Origin of the sequence: Xanthomonas bonasiae, assembly GCF_017163705.1 — a bacterium.
In the GTDB taxonomy this organism is placed as follows: domain Bacteria; phylum Pseudomonadota; class Gammaproteobacteria; order Xanthomonadales; family Xanthomonadaceae; genus Xanthomonas_A; species Xanthomonas_A bonasiae.
On record NZ_JAFIWB010000025.1, the window covers coordinates 74621 to 93189 of the forward strand.

An 18569-nucleotide genomic window follows, 5' to 3' on the forward strand; every position below is an offset into this window, starting at 1 on the left:
CAGCCGTGGCCGCAGCAGCGTGAAGCACATGAACGGCAGGCAAAGCGCACATGCCAGGCATGACTTCCGGCCTACGCCAACGCCACTGCGAAAGCAGAATGTTATTACATAACAAATCTTTTCCTTCCCCTCCCCAGGTCTCGCCTACGCCATGACGCCCCGCCCCCTCTCCGCCGCCATCGCCCTCGTCCTGCTGGCCGCGCCCGGCCTCGCCTTCGCCGCCGATGCGGCTAGCGCCGACACCGGTCCCGAACGCACCACCGACCTGGATGCGGTCACCGTCACCGCCAAGCTGGAAGCGGCGCGCAACGCGCTGTCGCCGGACATCGGCAGCAGCCAGTACGCGATCACCGCCGAGGACATCGAGCGGCTGCCGCTGGGCGCCTCCACCCCGCTCAACCAGGTGCTGCTGCAGGCGCCGGGCGTGGTCCAGGACTCCTATGGCGGCATCCACGTGCGCGGCGACCACGCCAACCTGCAGTACCGCATCAATGGCGTGCTGATCCCCGAGTCCATCTCCGGCTTCGGCCAGAGCCTGGACCCGCGCACGATCAAGAGCATCAAGCTGCTCGATGGCGCGCTGCCGGCGCAGTTCGGCGACCGCACCGCGGCAGTGGTGGACATCACCACCAAGAGCGGCGTGGAACTGGGCAACGGCGGCAGCGTCGGCATCACCGGCGGCTCCTACGGCACGCTCAATCCGAACGCCTCCTGGTGGGGCAGCAGCGGCCGCTGGAGCTGGTTCGTCACCGGCGACTACGAGCAGAACAAGCTCGGCCTGGAGAATCCGGTCAACAGCCGCGACCCCGAGCACGACAAGACCCATCAGGGCAAAGGCTTCGCCGACCTCAGCTACCTGATCGACGAGAACACCCGGCTCAGCCTGCTGGTCGGCTACGCCAACAACCGCTTCCAGATCCCGAACAATCCAGGGCAGACCCCTGCCTACGACTACCTGGGCACCACCGACTTCGACTCGTCCAAGCTCGACGAGAACCAGCGCGAGAACACCCGCTTCGGCACCCTGGTGCTGCAGGGCTCGCTCGGCGCCACCAGCTACCAGCTGTCGGCCGGACAGCGCTACAGCAGCGTCGCGTTCTCGCCCGACGTCGCCGGCGACCTGATCTTCAACGGCGTCGCCTCGCAGGTGGACCGCAGCAACCGCGCCAACACCGTGCAGGCCGACTTCTCCACCCCGCTCGGCGACGCGCACACGCTGCGCTACGGCGTGTACGGCAACTTCGAGCATGCCGTCGCCAGCAACAATTCCTATGTGTTCCCGGCCGACGCCGACGGCAACCAGACCAGCAACACGCCGGTCTTCATCCCCGACGCCAGCCGCTTCCACGCCAGCACCTACGCGCTGTACCTGCAGGACGAATGGAAGATCGGCGACGACTGGACCGTGAACTACGGCGTGCGCGGCGACCGCTACAAGGCGTTCGGCACCACCGAAGGCCAGCTCAGCCCGCGCCTGGGCGTGGTCTGGCAGGCCAGCGCCGACACCACCGTGCACGCCGGCTATGCGCGCTACTTCACCCCGCCGGCCAGCGAACTGATCTCCACCAGCGACATCGCCCTGTACGACGGCACCACCAACCAGCAGTCCACCGCCGGCGGCGCGACCACGCCACTGAGCGAGCGCAGCGACTATTACGACCTGGGCATCTCGCAGGTGGTCAACGAGCACCTGACCCTGGGCCTGGACACCTACTACCGCAAGGCCGACCGCCTTCAGGACGAAGGCCAGTTCGGCGCCGCCTACGTGTATTCCACGTTCAACTACCGCTACGGCCGCATCCGCGGCGCGGAGTTCAGCGCCGACTACAGCAACGGGCCGGTCACCGCCTACTTCAACGTCGCCTACAGCAAGGCGATGGGCAAGCGGGTCATGACCAGCCTGTACAACTTCGATCCGGACGCGCTGGCCTACGTCTACGACAACTGGATCCACCTGGACCACGACCAGAAGTTCACCTCGTCCGGCGGCATCAGCTACGCGCTCGACGACGCCAGCCGGATCGGCGCCAACTATCTGTTCGGCAGCGGCCTGCGCACCGATACCGACACCGTGCCCAACGGCGGCGAGCTGCCGTCGTACTTCCAGCTGAACCTCAGCGCCGGCCACGACTTCGCGCTCAGCGCGCATCCGCTGCACGCGCAAGTGGCGGTGCTCAACGTGCTCGATCGCGCCTACCAGCTGCGCGACGGCGGCGGCATCGGCGTGTTCGCCCCGCAATGGGCGCCGCGCCGCGGCGTCTACCTGAGCCTGCAGCAGGATTTCTGAGGCAAGTGCGCAGCCAGGCCGCGCCCGCAGGACGGGCCGGCCTGGATGCATGGATGGGTGCGGCGCCGCGATCGTTCGCAGCGGCCGCGCCGCTGCTGCCCGCGGATTCACGCCATCCGTGTACCGCCTGCAGCACCGTGTAGGAGCGGCTTCAGCCGCGACAGAGGCTTACCGATAGTACCTGTCGCGGCTGAAGCCGCTCCTACAGGTGCGCTGCCTCAGCCCACGACAAGACGCAGCACGCGGAAACCTCAGTGCAGCGAGCGCCGCCGGGCCTTGAACCCGGCATACAGCGCGAACAGCGCCAGCGCCACGAAACAGATCAGGCACCACATCGGCATCGACAGGCCGAGAAAACGCCAATCGATGTTGCCGCAGTCGCCGGTCCCGGTCAGCACCCGGCGCAGCACCTCGAACGGCCCCATCGTCTCGCGCAGGAAGCTCAGCGGCGGCCCGCAGGAGGCCATCGGATCGGGAAACAGCTGCACCGACACGTGCTTGGTGGAAATGCCGGCACCGATGGCCGCGGCCAGGAACGCCAGCACGCCATAGACCTTGCGTCCGCCGCTGCGGGCCGGCCCGTGCAAGGCGCCGAGCAGGAACAGCAGGCCCAGCGCGGCGAACGCGATGCGCTGGAAGATGCACAGCGGACAGGGCTCGATGCCGAGCTGCACCTGCACGTAGATCGCATAGCCCAGCAACCCGGCACAGATCAGAAAGCCGAACAGGAACTGCGCGCGGAAACTCCAGCGTAACGGGTTCATCGGGTCGGGCTCACATGAACAGTTAGCGCATTATCCGCCATCGCCCGCTTCGCCACCATGTGCCGTGCGTCCCTGGGTGCGGCGAACGCGACAGCGCCTGCGCGGCGCAAACCGCCGCCGTCCAGACGCAAAAAAGCCCGGACATGCCGGGCTTCTTGCTGACGCGGTGCGGGCCGGATTTACTCGGCCACTTCCTCGGCGATCGCGGTCGGGCGATCGACCAGCTCGACGTACGCCATCGGCGCGTTGTCGCCGGCGCGGAAGCCGCACTTCAGGATGCGCAGGTAGCCGCCCGGGCGCGACTGGTAACGCGGGCCCAGCTCGACGAACAGCTTGCCCACCGCTTCCTTGTCGCGCAGGCGCGAGAAGGCCAGACGGCGATTGGCGACGCCATCGACCTTGGCGATGGTGATCAGCGGCTCGGCGACGCGACGCAGCTCCTTGGCCTTCGGCAGGGTGGTCTTGATCAGCTCGTGCTTGAACAGCGAGGCCGCCATGTTGGAGAACATCGCCTGGCGATGGGCGCTGGTGCGGTTGAACTTGCGGCCGGATTTCTGGTGACGCATGGTCTTGGTTCCTATGGAAAGTTGAAACTGCTGGAGATCGCTGTCGCCGTCCTGGCGTTGAACAATGGACTGCGGATGGTCCGAGCCGGCCGTCCCTGACCGGACAACGCCGCGGGCTTGAAGACCCGTCGGCGTAGTTGTGCAACTGATGCGGCGCGAGGCGCCGCGAAGGCGCCCCTGCTTCCGTCCCTGGCGGTCTTACCCGGGCTCCGTGGAGCCCTTGCCCGGCCATCCATGACCGGACTGCAGCGTCCGTGGCCGATGCCGGTGCGGCATCGGCCAGGTGCGGCTGCTTAGCCGAGCATGCCGTGCTGGGCGACGCCGGCCGGCGGCCAGTTCTCCAGCTTCATGCCGAGCGACAGGCCACGCTGGGCCAGCACTTCCTTGATCTCGGTCAGCGACTTCTTGCCGAGGTTCGGCGTCTTGAGCAGTTCCACTTCGGTCTTCTGGATCAGATCGCCGATGTAGTAGATGCTCTCGGCCTTCAGGCAGTTGGCCGAACGCACGGTCAGTTCCAGATCGTCGATCGGACGCAGCAGCACCGGATCCACGCCGTTGCTGGCCGGCTTGGCCGCGCCACGGTCGCGATGGGTGAAGTCGCCGAACACCGACAGCTGATCGCTGAGGATGTCGGCGGCGGTGCGCACGGCCTCCTCGGCATCGATCGTACCGTTGGTCTCGATGTCCAGGACCAGCTTGTCCAGGTCGGTACGCTGCTCGACGCGCGCGGATTCGACCGCGTAGGCGACGCGGCGCACCGGCGAGAACGACGCATCCAGGATCAGGCGACCGATGGTGCGGGTTTCCTCGTCCGGACGGCGACGCGCGGCGGCCGGCTGGTAGCCGAAGCCACGCTCGATCTTCAGACGCATGTTGATCGCCATGTCCTTGGTCAGGTGGCAGATCACGTGGTCGTTGTTGAGGATCTCGACGTTGTGGTCGGTCTTGATGTCGGCGGCAGTGACCGTGCCCGGACCCTGCTTGGACAGCGACAGCGTGGCGCTGTCGCCGGTGTGTATGCGGATGGCCACGTCCTTGAGGTTGAGCAGGACATCCAGCACGTCCTCCTGCAGCCCTTCGACCGTGGTGTACTCGTGCAGCACGCCGTCGATCTCGACTTCGGTGATCGCGAAGCCGGGGATCGAGGACAACAGCACGCGACGCAGGGCATTGCCCAGCGTGTGCCCATACCCGCGCTCCAAGGGCTCGATTACGACCTTGGCGCGGTTGTCGGTAAGGCGTTCGATCTGCGGCCCACGGGGGCGCAGAACCTGGTTGGCGGTAACCGTCATGTTGCGGGTTCTCCTGACGAGCCTCCGTTGCCGGAGGCTCTCCAATGTGATTACTTCGAATACAACTCGACGATCAGCGCTTCGTTGATGTCAGCAGGCAGGTCCGCACGATCCGGCACGGCCTTGAAGATGCCGCTGAACTTCTTCGAATCGACCTCGACCCAGGACGGGTTCAGGTCGTGCGTTTCGGCAACGGTCAGCGCTTCCTGCACGCGGAGCTGCTTCTGCGCCTTTTCCGACAGGGCGATCGCGTCGCCGGCCTTGACCTGGTACGAGGCCAGGTTCACCGACTTGCCGTTGACCAGCACGCCACGGTGCGACACCAGCTGGCGCGCGGCCGGGCGGGTGACGGCGAAGCCCATGCGGTAGACGACGTTGTCCAGGCGGGTTTCCAGCAGCTGCAGCAGGTTCTCGCCGGTGTTGCCCTTCTTGGTCGAGGCCTTCTTGTAGTAGTTGCGGAACTGACGCTCCAGCAGACCGTAGATACGCTTGACCTTCTGCTTTTCGCGCAGCTGGGTGGCGTAGTCGGACAGCTTGCCCTTGCGGGCGGTCGCGCCGTGCTGGCCGGGCTTCTGCTCCAGCTTGCACTTGGAGTCCAGCGCACGCGCCGGGCTCTTGAGGGAAAGATCGGCGCCTTCACGGCGCGCGAGCTTACAGGTAGGACCGATATAACGAGCCATTTCTTATCGCTCCTTTAGACGCGACGCTTCTTCGGCGGACGGCACCCGTTGTGCGGGATAGGCGTCACGTCGATGATGTTGGTGATCTTGTATCCGACGTTGTTCAACGAACGGACGGCGGACTCGCGACCCGGACCCGGGCCCTTGATGCGCACTTCCAGCGACTTCACGCCGTAGTCGAGCGCAGCGCGCCCGGCCTTCTCGGCGGCAACCTGCGCCGCGAACGGCGTGGACTTGCGCGAACCGCGGAAACCAGCGCCACCGGAGGTCGCCCAGGACAATGCATTGCCCTGACGGTCGGTGATGGTCACGATGGTGTTGTTGAACGAAGCGTGGACGTGGGCGACGCCGTCGGTGACGACGCGCTTGATCTTCTTCTTGGTTTTTGATGCTGCGGGCTTAGCCATGTCTGTCCCTTACTTCCTGATCGCCTTGCGCGGGCCCTTGCGGGTGCGGGCGTTGGTGCGGGTGCGCTGACCACGCAGCGGCAGGCCACGACGATGACGCAGGCCGCGGTAGCAGCCCAGGTCCATCAGACGCTTGATGGCGATGCCCACTTCGCGACGCAGGTCGCCTTCGACGATGTACTTGCCGACTTCGAGGCGCAGGCGCTCGATTTCCGGCTCGGACAGGTCACGGATCTTGGTGGTCGAGGTCACGCCTGCGGCTTCGCAGACCTTCTTCGAACGGGTACGGCCGATGCCGAAAATGCTTTGCAACCCGACCCAGACGTGCTTCTGGGCTGGCAGGTTGACGCCTGCAATACGCGCCATGACGCGGTTCTCCAACTGAGTGATGGCCCGACGGCGCACTGTGGCGCCATCCGGCAGGATGGATCAAAAAGTGAACTTATAAGTCTAGCAAGGTCTCGGGTTACATGGAAGCCCGTGGAACCTTTCGGTTCCGCAAGCCCGGCATGGGGAGTGTGCCCATGCTCCGGCGCCGGACGTCGTTGGCCAGGGTGAGGATCCACCTCGGCCGCCCGCGCTACTCCAGCGCAGGACCACCACGTCTCACCCACGCACGAGACCGCTGCATGGGCCGCCCTTCAAGTGGGAAGACTGCGCCCGGGAACCGGGGCGTCTTCACCGAAGGAAGTCAAATTATAGCAATCAACCGCGGGCGAAACCGCCGCCGCGCGAGCCACCCTTGAGGTTGGCCTTCTTCAACAGGCTTTCGTACTGGTGCGACATCAGGTGCGCCTGGATCTGCGCGATGAAGTCCATCACCACCACGACCGCGATCAGCAGCGAGGTGCCGCCGAAGTGGAACGAGGTGCCGAGCTGCGCGCGCATGATTTCCGGCAGCAGGCACACGATCACCAGGTACAGCGAACCGGCGGCGGTCAAGCGGGTCAGCACGCCGTCGACGTAGTCGGCGGTGGCCTTGCCCGGACGGATACCCGGGATCAGCGCGCCGGACTTCTTCAGGTTGTCCGCGGTTTCCTGCGAGTTGAACACCAGCGCGGTATAGAAGAACGCGAAACCGATGATCAGCGCGGCGAACACGATCATGTGCACCGGCTCGCCCGGGCCCAGCGCATTGGCGATGCGCTGCAGCCAGCTGCCGAAGGTGCTGTTGGACGCGGCCTGGCCCGACCACATCGACAACGTCGCCGGGAAGGCGAGGATGCTCGAGGCGAAGATCGGCGGAATCACGCCGGCCATGTTCAGCTTCAGCGGCAGGAACGAGGTCTGGTTCATGTACGCGTTGCGGCCGCCCTGGCGGCGCGCGTAGTTCACCGTGATCCGCCGCTGCCCGCGCTCGACGAACACCACGAACAGGGTGAAGGCGAGGATGGTCAGCACGATCAGCAACAGCGAGATGAAGCTCATGTTGCCGTCGCGGTAGGCTTCCACGGTCTGGATCGACGCCGCCGGCAGGCCGGCGACGATGCCGGCGAAGATGATCAGCGACACGCCGTTGCCGATGCCGCGCTCGGTGACCTGCTCACCGACCCACATCAGGAAGATGGTGCCGGCAGTCAGCGCGATCACCGCGGTGAGCACGAAGCCCATGCCCGGCGCGTACACCACCGGTGCACCGCCCGGTGCGGTCTGGTTCTGCAGCGCCAGCGCGATACTGCCGCCCTGCACCACCGCCAGAAGCACCGCGCCGATGCGCGAATACTGGGTGATCTTGCGTCGGCCCGATTCGCCTTCCTTCTGCATCGCCTTCAGCGACGGGAAGATGTGCGTGGCCAACTGGATCACGATCGATGCCGAGATGTACGGCATCACGTTCAGCGCGAAAATGCTGAAACGGTGCAGGGCGCCGCCCGAGAACATGTTGAACATGTCCACGATGCCGCCGCCCTGCGCCTGCATCAGCGCAAGCATGGCTTCGGGATTGACGCCCGGCACCGGCACATAGCAGCCGATGCGGTAGACGATCAATGCGCCGAGAACGAACAACAGGCGCTGGCGAAGTTCCGTGAACTTGCCAAGCCCGCCGCCGAGGTTACCCATGCCAGCCTGCGCCATCTGCGTGTTACTCCTGCACGCTGCCGCCGGCAGCTTCGATTGCCGCCTTGGCACCGGCGGTCGCGGCGATGCCCTTGAGCACGAACTTCTTGCTCAGCTCGCCCTTGAGGACGACCTTGGCCTTCTTCGCAGTGCTCGGGACCAGCTTCGCAGCGCGCAGCGCGGCGAAATCGATCTCGCCTTCCGGCAGGTTGTCGAGCTGGTAGGACAGCACTTCGGCGGTGTCCTTGGCCATCTTGGAACGGAAGCCGATCTTCGGCAGACGGCGCTGCATGGGGGTCTGGCCGCCTTCGAAGCCGGCCTTGATCTTGCCGCCGCCCTTACGCGCGAACGAACCCTTGTGGCCGCGGCCGCAGGTCTTGCCCAGGCCCGAACCGATACCGCGACCGACGCGGGTGCGCTCGGTGCGCGCGCCTTCGGCGGGCTTCAGATCATTCAGATGCAAAGTCATGGTCGCTTACTCCTCAACCTGGACGAGGTACTGAACCTTGTTGATCAGGCCGCGTACCTGCGGGCTGTCCTTCAGTTCACGCACATCGTTGAGCTTGTTCAGGCCCAGCGCACGCACCGACAGGCGGTGACGCGACTGGGTACCACGAAGGCCGCGCACCAGGCGCACCTTCACCGTCTTGTTGGACTCATTAGCCATGGTTGAGTTCCTCCACCTTCTTGCCGCGCTTGGCCGCAATGCGCGACGGCGACTGCATGTCTTCCAGGCCGCGCAGCGTGGCGCGCACCAGGTTGATCGGGTTGCGCGAACCGACGGCCTTGGCTAGCACGTTCTTGACGCCGACCGCTTCCAGCACGGCACGCATCGCGCCGCCGGCGATGACGCCGGTACCTTCCGAGGCGGGCATCATGAACACGCGCGCCGCACCGTGGCCGGACTTCACCGGGTGCCACAGGGTGCCGTTATTCAGATCGATGTTGAGCATGCCCTTGCGCGCATATTCCATCGACTTCTGGATCGCGACCGGCACTTCGCGCGCCTTGCCGTAACCGAAACCGATCTTGCCGTTGCCGTCGCCGACCACGGTCAGCGCGGTGAAGGTGAACTGGCGACCGCCCTTGACCGTCTTGCTGACGCGGTTGACCGCGACCAGCTTTTCGATCATGCCGTCGTCGACTTTCTCTTCGCGGTTGCGGTCGCGATCACGACCCCGCGGTGCACGCTGTTCTTCAGCCATTGTGTATTCCTTGGTAGTTGAAAGATTTACGGCTTGCATGCCGCTTGTAGTTGTTGACTGGAACCGTGTTCCCCGGACGCGCGCACAAGGCGCGCCAAGGTCCGATGCAGCCCGCATCGGCAGGTCGGGCGCGGCGCGGACGCCGCCCCCGCAAGGATCAGAACTGCAGGCCGCCTTCGCGCGCGGCGTCGGCCAGCGCCTTGATGCGACCGTGGTAGCGGTAGCCCGAGCGGTCGAAAGCGACCTTCTCGATGCCCGCGGCCTTGGCGCGCTCGGCGATCAGCTTGCCGACCTTGACGGCCGCTTCGCTGTTCTTGCCGCTCTTCAGGCCGTCCTTGACGTCGGCCTGCAGGGTGTTCGCCGCAGCGATCACCTTGGAGCCGTCGGCAGTGAAGACCTGCGCGTACAGGTGCTGGCCGGTGCGCAGCACCGACAGGCGCGCGACGCCGAGTTCGCGGATGTGCGCACGGGTCGACTTGGCGCGACGCAGGCGGGCGATGTTCTTGTTGATGGTCATGTCTGTGTCCTACGGAAGCTGAAGGAATCCGGGCGTTTCGTCCAAGAGGTCCGGCCATGGATGGCCGGGCTCCCAGCAAAGCGGCCTGGATTACGCCTTCTTGGCTTCCTTGCGAATGATGGCTTCACCGGCGTACTTCACACCCTTGCCCTTATAGGGCTCCGGCGGACGGAAACCGCGGATCTTGGCGGCGACTTCGCCGACGCGCTGCTTGTCGGCGCCCTGCACCACGATCTCGGTCTGAGTCGGGGCGGTCAGGGTGATGCCTTCCGGCGCCTTGAACACGACCGGGTGCGAGAAACCGAGCGCCAGGCTCAGGTCCTTGCCCTGCATCGTGGCGCGGTAGCCGACGCCGACCAGCTCGAGCTTGCGCTCGAAGCCTTCGGACACGCCGTGCACCATGTTCGCCAGGATCGCGCGGACGGTACCGGTGATGGCGATCTGCGACGGGTCGTTCGCCGACAGCGTGGCGACACCGTTTTCCTGCTTGATTTCGACGCCAGCCGGCTTCGGCAGCGACAGGGTGCCCTTCGGGCCCTTGACGCTCACCAGCTCGGACTGGACATTCAGTTCGACGCCCTTCGGGAGGGAAATCGGCTTCTTGGCTACGCGGGACATTTACTTACTCCTTCCCTTAGGCCACGAAGCACAGGACTTCGCCACCGACGCCGGCCTGACGGGCCTGCGCATCGGTCATGATGCCCTTGGACGTGGAAATGATGGCAACGCCCAGGCCGCCGAGAACCTTCGGCAGTTCGGCCTTACCGCGATACTGACGCAGACCCGAACGGGACACGCGCTTGAGCGTATCGATGACCGGACGGCCCTCGAAGTACTTCAGCACGATTTCCAGCTCGGACTTGTTGTTCTCGATCGGGTTGACGCGCAGGTCGCCGATATAGCCTTCGGCCTTCAGCACTTCTGCGATCGCTACCTTGATCTTGGAGGACGGCATTTTCACCGTCGGCTTGCCAACCGCGGCCGCATTCTTGATGCGGACCAGCAGGTCGGCGATGGGATCAGTCATGCTCATGGTGTCTACCTTTGAGTGCACCGATATCCGCTTTCGCGAAAATCTTGTGATGTGAAGCTGTGGAATGAAGCAGTGATATGCAGCGTGAAACGTCCTGGAGAAGGCCAGGGCCTACCGCAACCCGCCCTGCCAGGCGCAGGCAAGGAGCGGGATTATACGACAAAAAGTCCGACTTGCGTCGGACTCGTTGACGGAACAGCAAGCGGGCGGGCGACCGCCCTGCCCCGGGCTCCGCGAACGGAGCCGGGACCGCCGGTTGTTACCAGCTGGCCTTGCGCAGGCCCGGCACGTCGCCGTTCATCGTCGCCTTGCGCAGCATGTTGCGGCCGAGGCCGAACTTGCGGTACACGGCGCGCGGACGACCGGACAGCTCGCAACGGGTGCGCTGGCGGCTCGGCGACGAATCGCGCGGCAGCTTCTGCAGCTTGACCACCGCGTCGGCCTTCTCGTCGTAGGACGAGCTGTCGGCGGCGATGATCTTCTTCAGCGCGTCGCGCTTGTCGGCGAACTTCTTCGCCAGCTTCTTCCGCTTGATGTCGCGGTTGACCATGGAGGTCTTTGCCATCTGTAAATCCTCGGGATTCGAGATTGGGGATTGGAGATTTGCGGAACCCGGGATGTGGCGGGCGCAGCGCCCTTCCCATCCCGGATCCGAATCACGAATCCCGGCTGTCAATCAGTTACGGAACGGGAACTTGAACGCTTCGAGCAGCGCCTTCGCTTCGGCGTCGGTCTTGGCGGTGGTGGTGATGGCGATATCCATGCCGCGGATCGCATCGACGGCGTCGAAGTCGATTTCCGGGAAGATGATCTGTTCCTTCACGCCCATGTTGAAGTTGCCGCGACCGTCGAACGAACGACCCGAAACACCGCGGAAGTCGCGCACGCGCGGCAGCGAGATGTTGATCAGGCGATCCAGGAACTCGTACATCTTGGCGCGACGCAGCGTGGTCTTGCAGCCGATCGGCCAGCCATCGCGGATCTTGAACGACGCCACCGAGATACGCGACTTGGTGACGACCGGCTTCTGGCCGGAGACCTTGGCCATGTCGGCCACGGCGTTTTCCAGGATCTTCTTGTTCGTCGCCGCCTCGCCCACGCCCATGTTCAGGGTGACCTTGACCAGCTTCGGCACTTGCATCGGATTGGTGTAACCGAACTTCTTCATCAGAGCCGGTACCACTTCTTCCTTGTAGATCTTTTCGAGACGGGAATTCATTGTGTCATTCCTCAGGCGTCGAGCGCCTCACCGCTGGAGCGGAACACACGCAGTTTGCGTCCATCCTCCAGCACCTTGAAGCCAACGCGCTCGCCCTTGCCCGTTGCCGGGTTGACGATCGCCACGTTGGAGATATGGATCGACGCTTCACGCTCGACCACGCCGCCGGCAACGCCTGCCTGCGGGTTCGGCTTGGTGTGGCGCTTGACGATGTTCGCGTTGGAGACGATCACCCGATCGCCGTCGACGCGGACGATTTCGCCCTGCTTGCCCTTGTCCTTGCCGGTAGTGACGACAACCTGGTCGCCCTTCTTGATACGGTTAGCCATGTGTATGTCCTCCGCTCACAGCACTTCAGGAGCGAGCGAGACGATCTTCATGAACTTCTCGGAACGCAGCTCGCGGGTAACAGGCCCGAAGATGCGCGTGCCGATCGGCTCCTGCTTGTTGTTGAGCAACACCGCAGCGTTGCCGTCGAAGCGGATCAGCGAACCGTCGGGACGACGCACACCCTTGCGGGTACGCACCACGACGGCGTCGTAGACTTCGCCCTTCTTGACCTTGCCGCGCGGGATCGCGTCCTTGACGGTGACCTTGATGATGTCGCCAATGTGCGCGTAGCGGCGCTTGGAGCCGCCGAGCACCTTGATGCACATCACTTCCTTGGCACCGGAGTTGTCGGCGACGTCGAGGTAGCTCTGCATCTGGATCATGATTCAGATCTCCCTTATTCGGCCGAACGGGTGACGATTTCCACCACCCGCCAGTTCTTGGTCTTGGACATCGGCGCAATCTCGGTCACGCGCACGACATCGCCTTCGTTGCAGGCGTTGTCGGCGTCGTGTGCGTGGAGCTTGGTCGAGCGCTTGATGTACTTGCCGTACAACGCATGCTTGACCTGACGCTCCACCAGCACGGTGACGGTCTTGTCCATCTTGTTGCTGACGACGCGGCCTTCGACCGTGCGCAGCGTCTTGCTTTCGTTAGTGTCGCTCATGGCGGCCATCCTTACTTCGTGCTGCCGATCAGGTACTTCACGCGAGCAATCTCGCGGCGCACCCGGCGGGTTTCGTGGGTCTTCGGCAGCTGCCCGGTGACCTGCTGCATGCGCAGGGCGAACTGCTCCTTGCGCAGATCGGTCAGGTGGGCCTTCAGATCGTCAGCCGACTTCTCGCGGAGTTGTTTGATGTCCATCAGCGTACCGTCCGGGTGACGAAGGTGGTGGTCACCGAAAGCTTGGCAGCGGCCAGGCGGAACGCCTCGCGCGCGACATCTTCGCCGACGCCTTCGATTTCATAGATCATGCGACCGGGCTGGATCTGGGCGACCCAGTACTCGACGTTACCCTTACCGGAGCCCATTCGCACTTCGATCGGCTTCTTGGTGATCGGCTTGTCCGGGAACACGCGGATCCACATCTTGCCGCCGCGCTTGACGTAGCGGCTGATCGAGCGGCGCGCCGCTTCGATCTGGCGCGCGGTCAGCTGACCGTGCGCAGTGGCCTTCAGCCCGTACTCGCCGAAGCTGACGGCGTTGCCGCTCCATGCCAGGCCGTCGTTACGGCCCTTGTGCATCTTGCGGTATTTGGTTCGCTTGGGTTGCAACATTGCCGTTACCTCGCTTCACGAGCCGGACGCGACGGACGGTCACCACGGTCGCCGCGATCGTTACGATCGTTGCGCGGGGAATCGTCCTGCTTTTCCTGGCCAACCTGGGAGAAATCGAAGATCTCGCCCTTGTAGATCCACACCTTGATGCCGATGATGCCGTAGGTCGTCTTGGCTTCGGCGAAGCCATAGTCGATGTCGGCACGCAGCGTATGCAGCGGCACGCGGCCCTCGCGGTACCACTCGGAACGGGCGATTTCCGCACCGTTCAAGCGGCCGGCGACGTTGACCTTGATGCCCAGGGCACCCAGGCGCATCGCGTTGCCGACCGAGCGCTTCATCGCGCGGCGGAACATGATGCGACGCTCCAGCTGCTGCGCGATCGACTCGGCGACCAGCTGCGCATCCAGCTCCGGCTTGCGCACTTCGGTGACGTTGATGTGGGCGGGGACGCCCATCATCTCGCTCACTTCCTTGCGCAGCTTCTCGATGTCCTCACCGCGCTTGCCGATCACCACGCCCGGACGGGCGGTGTGGATCGTCACGCGCGCGGTCTTGGCCGGACGCTCGATCAGGATCTTGCTGATGCCCGCCTGCGCCAACTTCTTGCGCAGCATTTCGCGAACCTTGAGGTCGGCTGCCAGGTAACCGGCGAACTCGCCCTTGTTGGCGTACCACTTGGAATTCCAGTCCTTGGAGACACCCAGGCGGATTCCAATCGGATGAACTTTATGACCCATCGTCTTTTCCTTTCCGCTTACTTGGCGGCGCCCACAACCACAGTGATGTGGCTGGTGCGCTTGAGGATGCGGGTACCGCGGCCTTTCGCCCGCGCCATGAAACGCTTCAGGGTCGGACCTTCATCAACCATGATGGTCTTGACCTTCAGCTCGTCGACATCCGCGCCCTGGTTGTTCTCGGCATTGGCGATCGCCGACTCCACCACCTTCTTGATCAGGTGGGCAGCCTTCTTATCCGAGAACTTCAGCAGGTTGACCGCCCGCTCGGCGGAAAGACCGCGCACCTGGTCGGCGACCAGGCGGGCCTTCTGCGGGGAGATGCGCGCAGTGCGCAGGATTGCTTTCGCTTCCATCGTCATCTCTCCTTACCGGCTCGACTTCTTGTCGCCACCGTGACCCTTGAAGGTCCGGGTGACGGCAAATTCGCCGAGCTTGTGGCCGACCATGTTCTCGTTGACCAGCACCGGAACGTGGTTCTTGCCGTTATGCACGGCGATGGTGAAACCCACCATCTCCGGCAGGATCATCGAGCGACGCGACCAGGTCTTGATCGGACGCTTGCTGCCGGCCGCGGCCTCCACCTTCTTGACGAGGTGGTGATCGACGAACGGGCCTTTCTTGAGTGAACGTGCCATGGTCGATTAGCCCCTACGATCGCGGACGATGAATTGTTCGGTGCGCTTGTTATGGCGCGTCTTGTAACCCTTGGTCGGCACGCCCCACGGGGTGACCGGATGCGGATTACCCTGACCGGCCTTCGCCTCACCACCACCGTGCGGGTGATCGACGGGGTTCATGGCCGCACCGCGAACGGTCGGACGCACGCCGCGCCAGCGCTTGGCGCCCGCCTTGCCCAGCTTCTCGAGGTTGTGCTCGTCGTTGCCGACTTCGCCGATGGTGGCGCGGCACTCGACCGGCACCTTGCGCATTTCGCCGGAGCGAAGACGCAGGGTGGCGTAGATGCCTTCACGCGCGACCAGCTGCACCGCGGCGCCGGCAGCGCGCGCGATCTGCGCACCCTTGCCCGGCTTCAGCTCGATGCCGTGCACCGTCGTACCGACCGGTATGTTGCGCAGCGGCAGGGTGTTGCCGGTCTTGATCGGCGCATCCGAACCCGCGATCACCTGGTCGCCGGCCTTCAGGCCTTTCGGCGCGATGATGTAGCGGCGCTCGCCGTCGGCGTAGCACAGCAGGGCGATATGGGCGGTGCGGTTCGGATCGTATTCGATCCGCTCCACGCGCGCCGGAATGCCTTCCTTGTTGCGCTTGAAGTCGATCAGGCGGTAATGCTGCTTGTGGCCACCGCCGACGTGACGGGTGGTGATGCGGCCATGGTGGTTACGACCACCGGACTTGCTCTGCGGCTCCAGCAGCGCGGCATGCGGCGCGCCCTTGTGCAGATCGGGCGTGACCACGCGCACGGCCGAACGACGGCCGGGAGAAGTGGGTTTGAATTTCATCAATGGCATGGGATGGACCTCAGGCCTTGGCCGTTACGTCGATGGACTGGCCTTCGGCCAGACGCACGTACGCCTTGCGCCAATCGCCGCGACGACCGCTGCGCGAACGGAAGGACTTGTTCTTGCCCTTGACGTTCAACACGTTGACCGACTCGACCTTGACGTCGAACAGCTGCTCGACCGCGGCCTTGACATCGGCCTTGGTGGCTTCGCTCGAGATCTCGAAGACGTACTGATTGGAGAGTTCCTGCAGGCGCGCGGTCTTTTCGGAGACACGCGGGGCACGCAGCACGCTGAAGATTTTTTCGTTGCTGCTCATGCCAGCCACTCCTCGACCTTCTTGACCGCATCGGCGGTGATCACGACCGTATCGGCCCCGACCAGCGACACCGGATCCAGGCCCTGCACGTCACGCACTTCCACGTAGGGAAGGTTGCGCGCCGACAGGTACAGATGCTCGGACGCCTCTTCGGTCACGATCAGCGGGCGCTTGCCCACTTCCAGACCCTTCAGCTTCTCGATCAGATCCTTGGTCTTGCTGGCCTCGACGTCGAACGCGTCGACGACCATCAAGCGACCCTGGCGGTTGAGCTCCGAAAGGATCGCGCAGATCGCGGCGCGATACATCTTGCGGTTCACCTTCTGCTCGAAGCTGCGCGGCTTGGCCGCGAAGGTCACGCCGCCGCCAACGAAGATCGGAGCGGTCAGCGCGCCGTGGCGTGCGCCACCGCCCTTCTGCTTCTTCGACTTCTTGGTGGTACCGTTGACTTCCGAACGCGTCTTCTGCGCCTTGGTGCCGGCGCGGCCGGCGTTGCGATAGGCGACGACGACCTGGTGAACCAGATCCTCGCTGAAATCGCGACCGAACACGGCGTCGGAGACCGAGACCTTGTTGTTGCTACCCGTGATAACGAGTTCCATCGTCATCTCTCCTTATGCCTTGCTAGCCGGACGCACGATCACGTCGCCACCGGCAGCGCCAGGCACAGCGCCGCGAATGGCGATGAGGCCACGCTCGACGTCGACCTTGACCACTTCCAGATTCTGCGTGCTCTGCTGCACCGCGCCCATGTGGCCGGACATCTTCTTGCCCGGGAAAACGCGACCCGGGGTCTGGCGCTGACCCAGCGAACCCGGCGCGCGATGCGACAGCGAGTTACCGTGGGTGGCATCGCCCATGCGGAAGTTGTACCGCTTGATGGTGCCCTGGAAACCCTTGCCCTTGGTAACGCCCTGGACGTCGACCTTCTGGCCGACCTCGAAGATGTCCGCCTTGATCTCGCCGCCGATGGCGTAATCGCCCAGCTGCGCGTCTTCAACGCGGAACTCCCACAGGCCGCGACCGGCTTCGACCTTCGCCTTGGCGTAGTGGCCGGAGGCAGGCTTGTTGACCAGCGCGGCGCGACGGGCGCCCACGGTGATCTGCACGGCGCTGTAGCCGTCGCTTTCGACGGTCTTGAGCTGGGTGATGCGGTTCGGGGTCGCTTCGATCAGGGTGACCGGGATGGAGCGGCCGTCTTCGGTGAAGACGCGGCTCATGCCGGCCTTGCGGCCCACGAAGCCCAACGAATATTTCTTCGTCATGGTCGTAGTCCTCAGGTCAACTTGATCTGGACATCGACGCCCGCCGCGAGCTCGAGCTTCATCAGCGCGTCCACGGTCTTGTCGTTAGGGCCGATGATGTCGAGCACGCGCTTGTGCGTGCGGGTCTCGTACTGGTCGCGCGCGTCCTTGTCGACGTGCGGAGAAACGAGAATGGTGTAGCGTTCGATCTTGGTCGGCAGCGGGATCGGGCCGCGCACTTGCGCGCCGGTCCGCTTGGCCGTCTCAACGATCTCGCTGGCCGAACGGTCGATCAGACGATGATCGAACGCCTTCAGCCGAATCCGGATCTTCTGATCCGCTTTCTGACCGGTCTTTTGCTCCGCCATGGCGGTGGGTTCCTTCGTTAAAAGAGCGACGGGCAAGGCCTCTGGGATACCTGCCCCGATTATTTCCTGACGTCGTATACCGCCGAGCATCCAGCTGGCGAGGGCCATTCCTCCGCCCAAAAACTGAGGCAGACCAGTTACCCGGCCTGCCCAGACGGAAAAGTATAATGCGCAGATAAAACAACGTCAACAGCGCAAGGCCGTTGATTGCTTCATGCAGCGCGACCTTCCCGGTCTGGCGAACACGAGGGGCATCCTGCCTCTCTTTTCGCGGTGTATCCGGCACCCTACCCAGGAATGCCGAGCCGCGCATTATAGCGGCTGTTTCACCCGCCCGCAACATGTCGCGGCAAGAATTTCATGGCGCCCTTCTCTCCCACAAAACGACGAAGGGCCGGCTTGCGCCGACCCTTCGTTGAACCGCCAGCCGAAGCCGTGGTCGCCACCGGTCGGACGGCCCCTGAAAGGGCCGCCGACATGGGCGGGCATTACTTGATGATCTTGGCCACCACGCCGGCGCCGACGGTACGGCCGCCTTCGCGGATCGCGAAACGCAGGCCTTCGTCCATCGCCACCGGGTTGATCAGCGTGACCACCATCTTCACGTTGTCGCCCGGCATCACCATCTCCACGCCTTCCGGCAGCTCGCAGGCGCCGGTGATGTCGGTGGTGCGGAAGTAGAACTGCGGACGGTAGCCCTTGAAGAACGGGGTGTGACGGCCGCCCTCGTCCTTCGACAGCACGTAGACCTCGGCCTCGAACTCGGTGTGCGGCTTGATCGAACCCGGCTTGCACAGCACCTG

Annotated in this window: 30 protein-coding genes; 1 reads left to right on the forward strand and 29 read right to left on the reverse strand. The window is 64.3% G+C overall.

Going from position 1 to position 18569, the window contains the following annotated elements; genetic code table 11:
- The first annotated feature begins 151 nt into the window (after positions 1 to 151).
- Positions 152 to 2287, forward strand: a complete 2136-nt coding sequence (locus tag JR064_RS18195; protein WP_179570578.1) for a TonB-dependent receptor — start codon at positions 152 to 154, stop codon at positions 2285 to 2287.
- Positions 2288 to 2538: 251 nt separating this feature from the next.
- Here the strand turns inward: JR064_RS18195 and JR064_RS18200 are convergent, their stop codons facing one another.
- The 29 genes from JR064_RS18200 to JR064_RS18340 form a co-directional block, all read right to left on the reverse strand.
- The gene (locus tag JR064_RS18200; protein ID WP_179570577.1) at positions 2539 to 3051 is read right to left on the reverse strand and encodes a disulfide bond formation protein B; all 513 of its coding nucleotides are present in this window, start codon (positions 3049 to 3051) and stop codon (positions 2539 to 2541) included.
- A gap of 179 nt (positions 3052 to 3230) precedes the next feature.
- Positions 3231 to 3617 (reverse strand): 50S ribosomal protein L17, encoded by a 387-nt coding sequence (gene rplQ / locus JR064_RS18205; RefSeq protein WP_003470628.1) that lies wholly within the window; start codon positions 3615 to 3617, stop codon positions 3231 to 3233.
- Between the two features lie 293 nt (positions 3618 to 3910).
- The gene (locus tag JR064_RS18210) at positions 3911 to 4909 is read right to left on the reverse strand and encodes a DNA-directed RNA polymerase subunit alpha (protein WP_003470629.1); all 999 of its coding nucleotides are present in this window, start codon (positions 4907 to 4909) and stop codon (positions 3911 to 3913) included.
- Between the two features lie 50 nt (positions 4910 to 4959).
- Positions 4960 to 5589 (reverse strand): 30S ribosomal protein S4, encoded by a 630-nt coding sequence (gene rpsD, locus JR064_RS18215; RefSeq protein ID WP_010340454.1) that lies wholly within the window; start codon positions 5587 to 5589, stop codon positions 4960 to 4962.
- A gap of 14 nt (positions 5590 to 5603) precedes the next feature.
- Positions 5604 to 5996 carry a 30S ribosomal protein S11 gene (gene rpsK, locus JR064_RS18220; RefSeq protein WP_179570576.1) on the reverse strand — a complete coding sequence of 131 codons (393 nt, stop codon included), beginning with the start codon at positions 5994 to 5996 and terminating at the stop codon, positions 5604 to 5606.
- Between the two features lie 9 nt (positions 5997 to 6005).
- A complete protein-coding gene (rpsM, locus tag JR064_RS18225; protein ID WP_145701687.1) occupies positions 6006 to 6362 on the reverse strand; it encodes a 30S ribosomal protein S13 in 357 nt (118 codons plus the stop codon).
- 339 nt (positions 6363 to 6701) lie between these two features.
- Entirely contained in the window at positions 6702 to 8072 is a 1371-nt protein-coding gene (gene secY, locus JR064_RS18230; protein ID WP_179570575.1) for a preprotein translocase subunit SecY, read from the reverse strand.
- Between the two features lie 7 nt (positions 8073 to 8079).
- A complete protein-coding gene (gene rplO / locus JR064_RS18235; protein ID WP_003470637.1) occupies positions 8080 to 8523 on the reverse strand; it encodes a 50S ribosomal protein L15 in 444 nt (147 codons plus the stop codon).
- 6 nt (positions 8524 to 8529) lie between these two features.
- Entirely contained in the window at positions 8530 to 8721 is a 192-nt protein-coding gene (gene rpmD, locus JR064_RS18240; protein WP_005408214.1) for a 50S ribosomal protein L30, read from the reverse strand.
- On the reverse strand, positions 8714 to 9259 hold the full coding sequence (gene rpsE / locus JR064_RS18245) for a 30S ribosomal protein S5 (protein ID WP_104557639.1): 546 nt from the start codon (positions 9257 to 9259) through the stop codon (positions 8714 to 8716). Before rpsE ends, rpmD begins: the two co-directional genes overlap by 8 nt.
- 157 nt (positions 9260 to 9416) lie before the next feature.
- A complete protein-coding gene (rplR, locus tag JR064_RS18250; protein ID WP_003470642.1) occupies positions 9417 to 9776 on the reverse strand; it encodes a 50S ribosomal protein L18 in 360 nt (119 codons plus the stop codon).
- 90 nt (positions 9777 to 9866) lie between these two features.
- A complete protein-coding gene (rplF, locus tag JR064_RS18255) occupies positions 9867 to 10394 on the reverse strand; it encodes a 50S ribosomal protein L6 (RefSeq protein ID WP_179570574.1) in 528 nt (175 codons plus the stop codon).
- A 16-nt stretch (positions 10395 to 10410) separates the two neighbouring features.
- On the reverse strand, positions 10411 to 10809 hold the full coding sequence (gene rpsH, locus JR064_RS18260; protein ID WP_003470646.1) for a 30S ribosomal protein S8: 399 nt from the start codon (positions 10807 to 10809) through the stop codon (positions 10411 to 10413).
- Positions 10810 to 11068: 259 nt separating this feature from the next.
- Positions 11069 to 11374 carry a 30S ribosomal protein S14 gene (gene rpsN / locus JR064_RS18265; RefSeq protein WP_179570573.1) on the reverse strand — a complete coding sequence of 102 codons (306 nt, stop codon included), beginning with the start codon at positions 11372 to 11374 and terminating at the stop codon, positions 11069 to 11071.
- A gap of 111 nt (positions 11375 to 11485) precedes the next feature.
- Positions 11486 to 12028, reverse strand: a complete 543-nt coding sequence (gene rplE / locus JR064_RS18270) for a 50S ribosomal protein L5 (RefSeq protein ID WP_145701692.1) — start codon at positions 12026 to 12028, stop codon at positions 11486 to 11488.
- Between the two features lie 11 nt (positions 12029 to 12039).
- Positions 12040 to 12357 (reverse strand): 50S ribosomal protein L24, encoded by a 318-nt coding sequence (gene rplX, locus JR064_RS18275; protein ID WP_009607346.1) that lies wholly within the window; start codon positions 12355 to 12357, stop codon positions 12040 to 12042.
- A gap of 15 nt (positions 12358 to 12372) precedes the next feature.
- A complete protein-coding gene (gene rplN / locus JR064_RS18280) occupies positions 12373 to 12741 on the reverse strand; it encodes a 50S ribosomal protein L14 (RefSeq protein WP_003486699.1) in 369 nt (122 codons plus the stop codon).
- A gap of 14 nt (positions 12742 to 12755) precedes the next feature.
- On the reverse strand, positions 12756 to 13025 hold the full coding sequence (rpsQ, locus tag JR064_RS18285) for a 30S ribosomal protein S17 (RefSeq protein WP_179570572.1): 270 nt from the start codon (positions 13023 to 13025) through the stop codon (positions 12756 to 12758).
- An 11-nt stretch (positions 13026 to 13036) separates the two neighbouring features.
- Positions 13037 to 13222, reverse strand: a complete 186-nt coding sequence (gene rpmC / locus JR064_RS18290; protein ID WP_039007513.1) for a 50S ribosomal protein L29 — start codon at positions 13220 to 13222, stop codon at positions 13037 to 13039.
- Complete coding sequence (gene rplP / locus JR064_RS18295) at positions 13222 to 13635, reverse strand: 50S ribosomal protein L16 (RefSeq protein WP_003470657.1); 414 nt, start codon at positions 13633 to 13635, stop codon at positions 13222 to 13224. The genes rpmC and rplP overlap by 1 nt, the downstream gene beginning before the upstream one ends.
- Before the next feature lie 5 nt (positions 13636 to 13640).
- Positions 13641 to 14375, reverse strand: a complete 735-nt coding sequence (gene rpsC, locus JR064_RS18300) for a 30S ribosomal protein S3 (RefSeq protein ID WP_003470660.1) — start codon at positions 14373 to 14375, stop codon at positions 13641 to 13643.
- A 17-nt stretch (positions 14376 to 14392) separates the two neighbouring features.
- Complete coding sequence (rplV, locus tag JR064_RS18305) at positions 14393 to 14728, reverse strand: 50S ribosomal protein L22 (protein WP_003470663.1); 336 nt, start codon at positions 14726 to 14728, stop codon at positions 14393 to 14395.
- Positions 14729 to 14740: 12 nt separating this feature from the next.
- Positions 14741 to 15010 carry a 30S ribosomal protein S19 gene (gene rpsS, locus JR064_RS18310; protein ID WP_003470666.1) on the reverse strand — a complete coding sequence of 90 codons (270 nt, stop codon included), beginning with the start codon at positions 15008 to 15010 and terminating at the stop codon, positions 14741 to 14743.
- A gap of 6 nt (positions 15011 to 15016) precedes the next feature.
- A complete protein-coding gene (gene rplB / locus JR064_RS18315) occupies positions 15017 to 15844 on the reverse strand; it encodes a 50S ribosomal protein L2 (protein ID WP_046979791.1) in 828 nt (275 codons plus the stop codon).
- A gap of 10 nt (positions 15845 to 15854) precedes the next feature.
- Positions 15855 to 16154, reverse strand: a complete 300-nt coding sequence (rplW, locus tag JR064_RS18320; RefSeq protein WP_003470672.1) for a 50S ribosomal protein L23 — start codon at positions 16152 to 16154, stop codon at positions 15855 to 15857.
- Positions 16151 to 16756 carry a 50S ribosomal protein L4 gene (gene rplD / locus JR064_RS18325; RefSeq protein ID WP_047325541.1) on the reverse strand — a complete coding sequence of 202 codons (606 nt, stop codon included), beginning with the start codon at positions 16754 to 16756 and terminating at the stop codon, positions 16151 to 16153. The genes rplW and rplD overlap by 4 nt, the downstream gene beginning before the upstream one ends.
- Before the next feature lie 12 nt (positions 16757 to 16768).
- Positions 16769 to 17419, reverse strand: coding sequence for a 50S ribosomal protein L3 (rplC, locus tag JR064_RS18330; RefSeq protein WP_046979794.1), 651 nt, complete (start codon positions 17417 to 17419; stop codon positions 16769 to 16771).
- An 11-nt stretch (positions 17420 to 17430) separates the two neighbouring features.
- Positions 17431 to 17766: a 30S ribosomal protein S10 gene (gene rpsJ / locus JR064_RS18335; protein ID WP_003470680.1), complete on the reverse strand. Its 336-nt coding sequence runs from the start codon at positions 17764 to 17766 to the stop codon at positions 17431 to 17433.
- 488 nt (positions 17767 to 18254) lie between these two features.
- A partial coding sequence (locus JR064_RS18340; protein WP_484607063.1) for an EF-Tu C-terminal domain-related protein occupies positions 18255 to 18569 on the reverse strand: 315 nt, incomplete at its 5' end.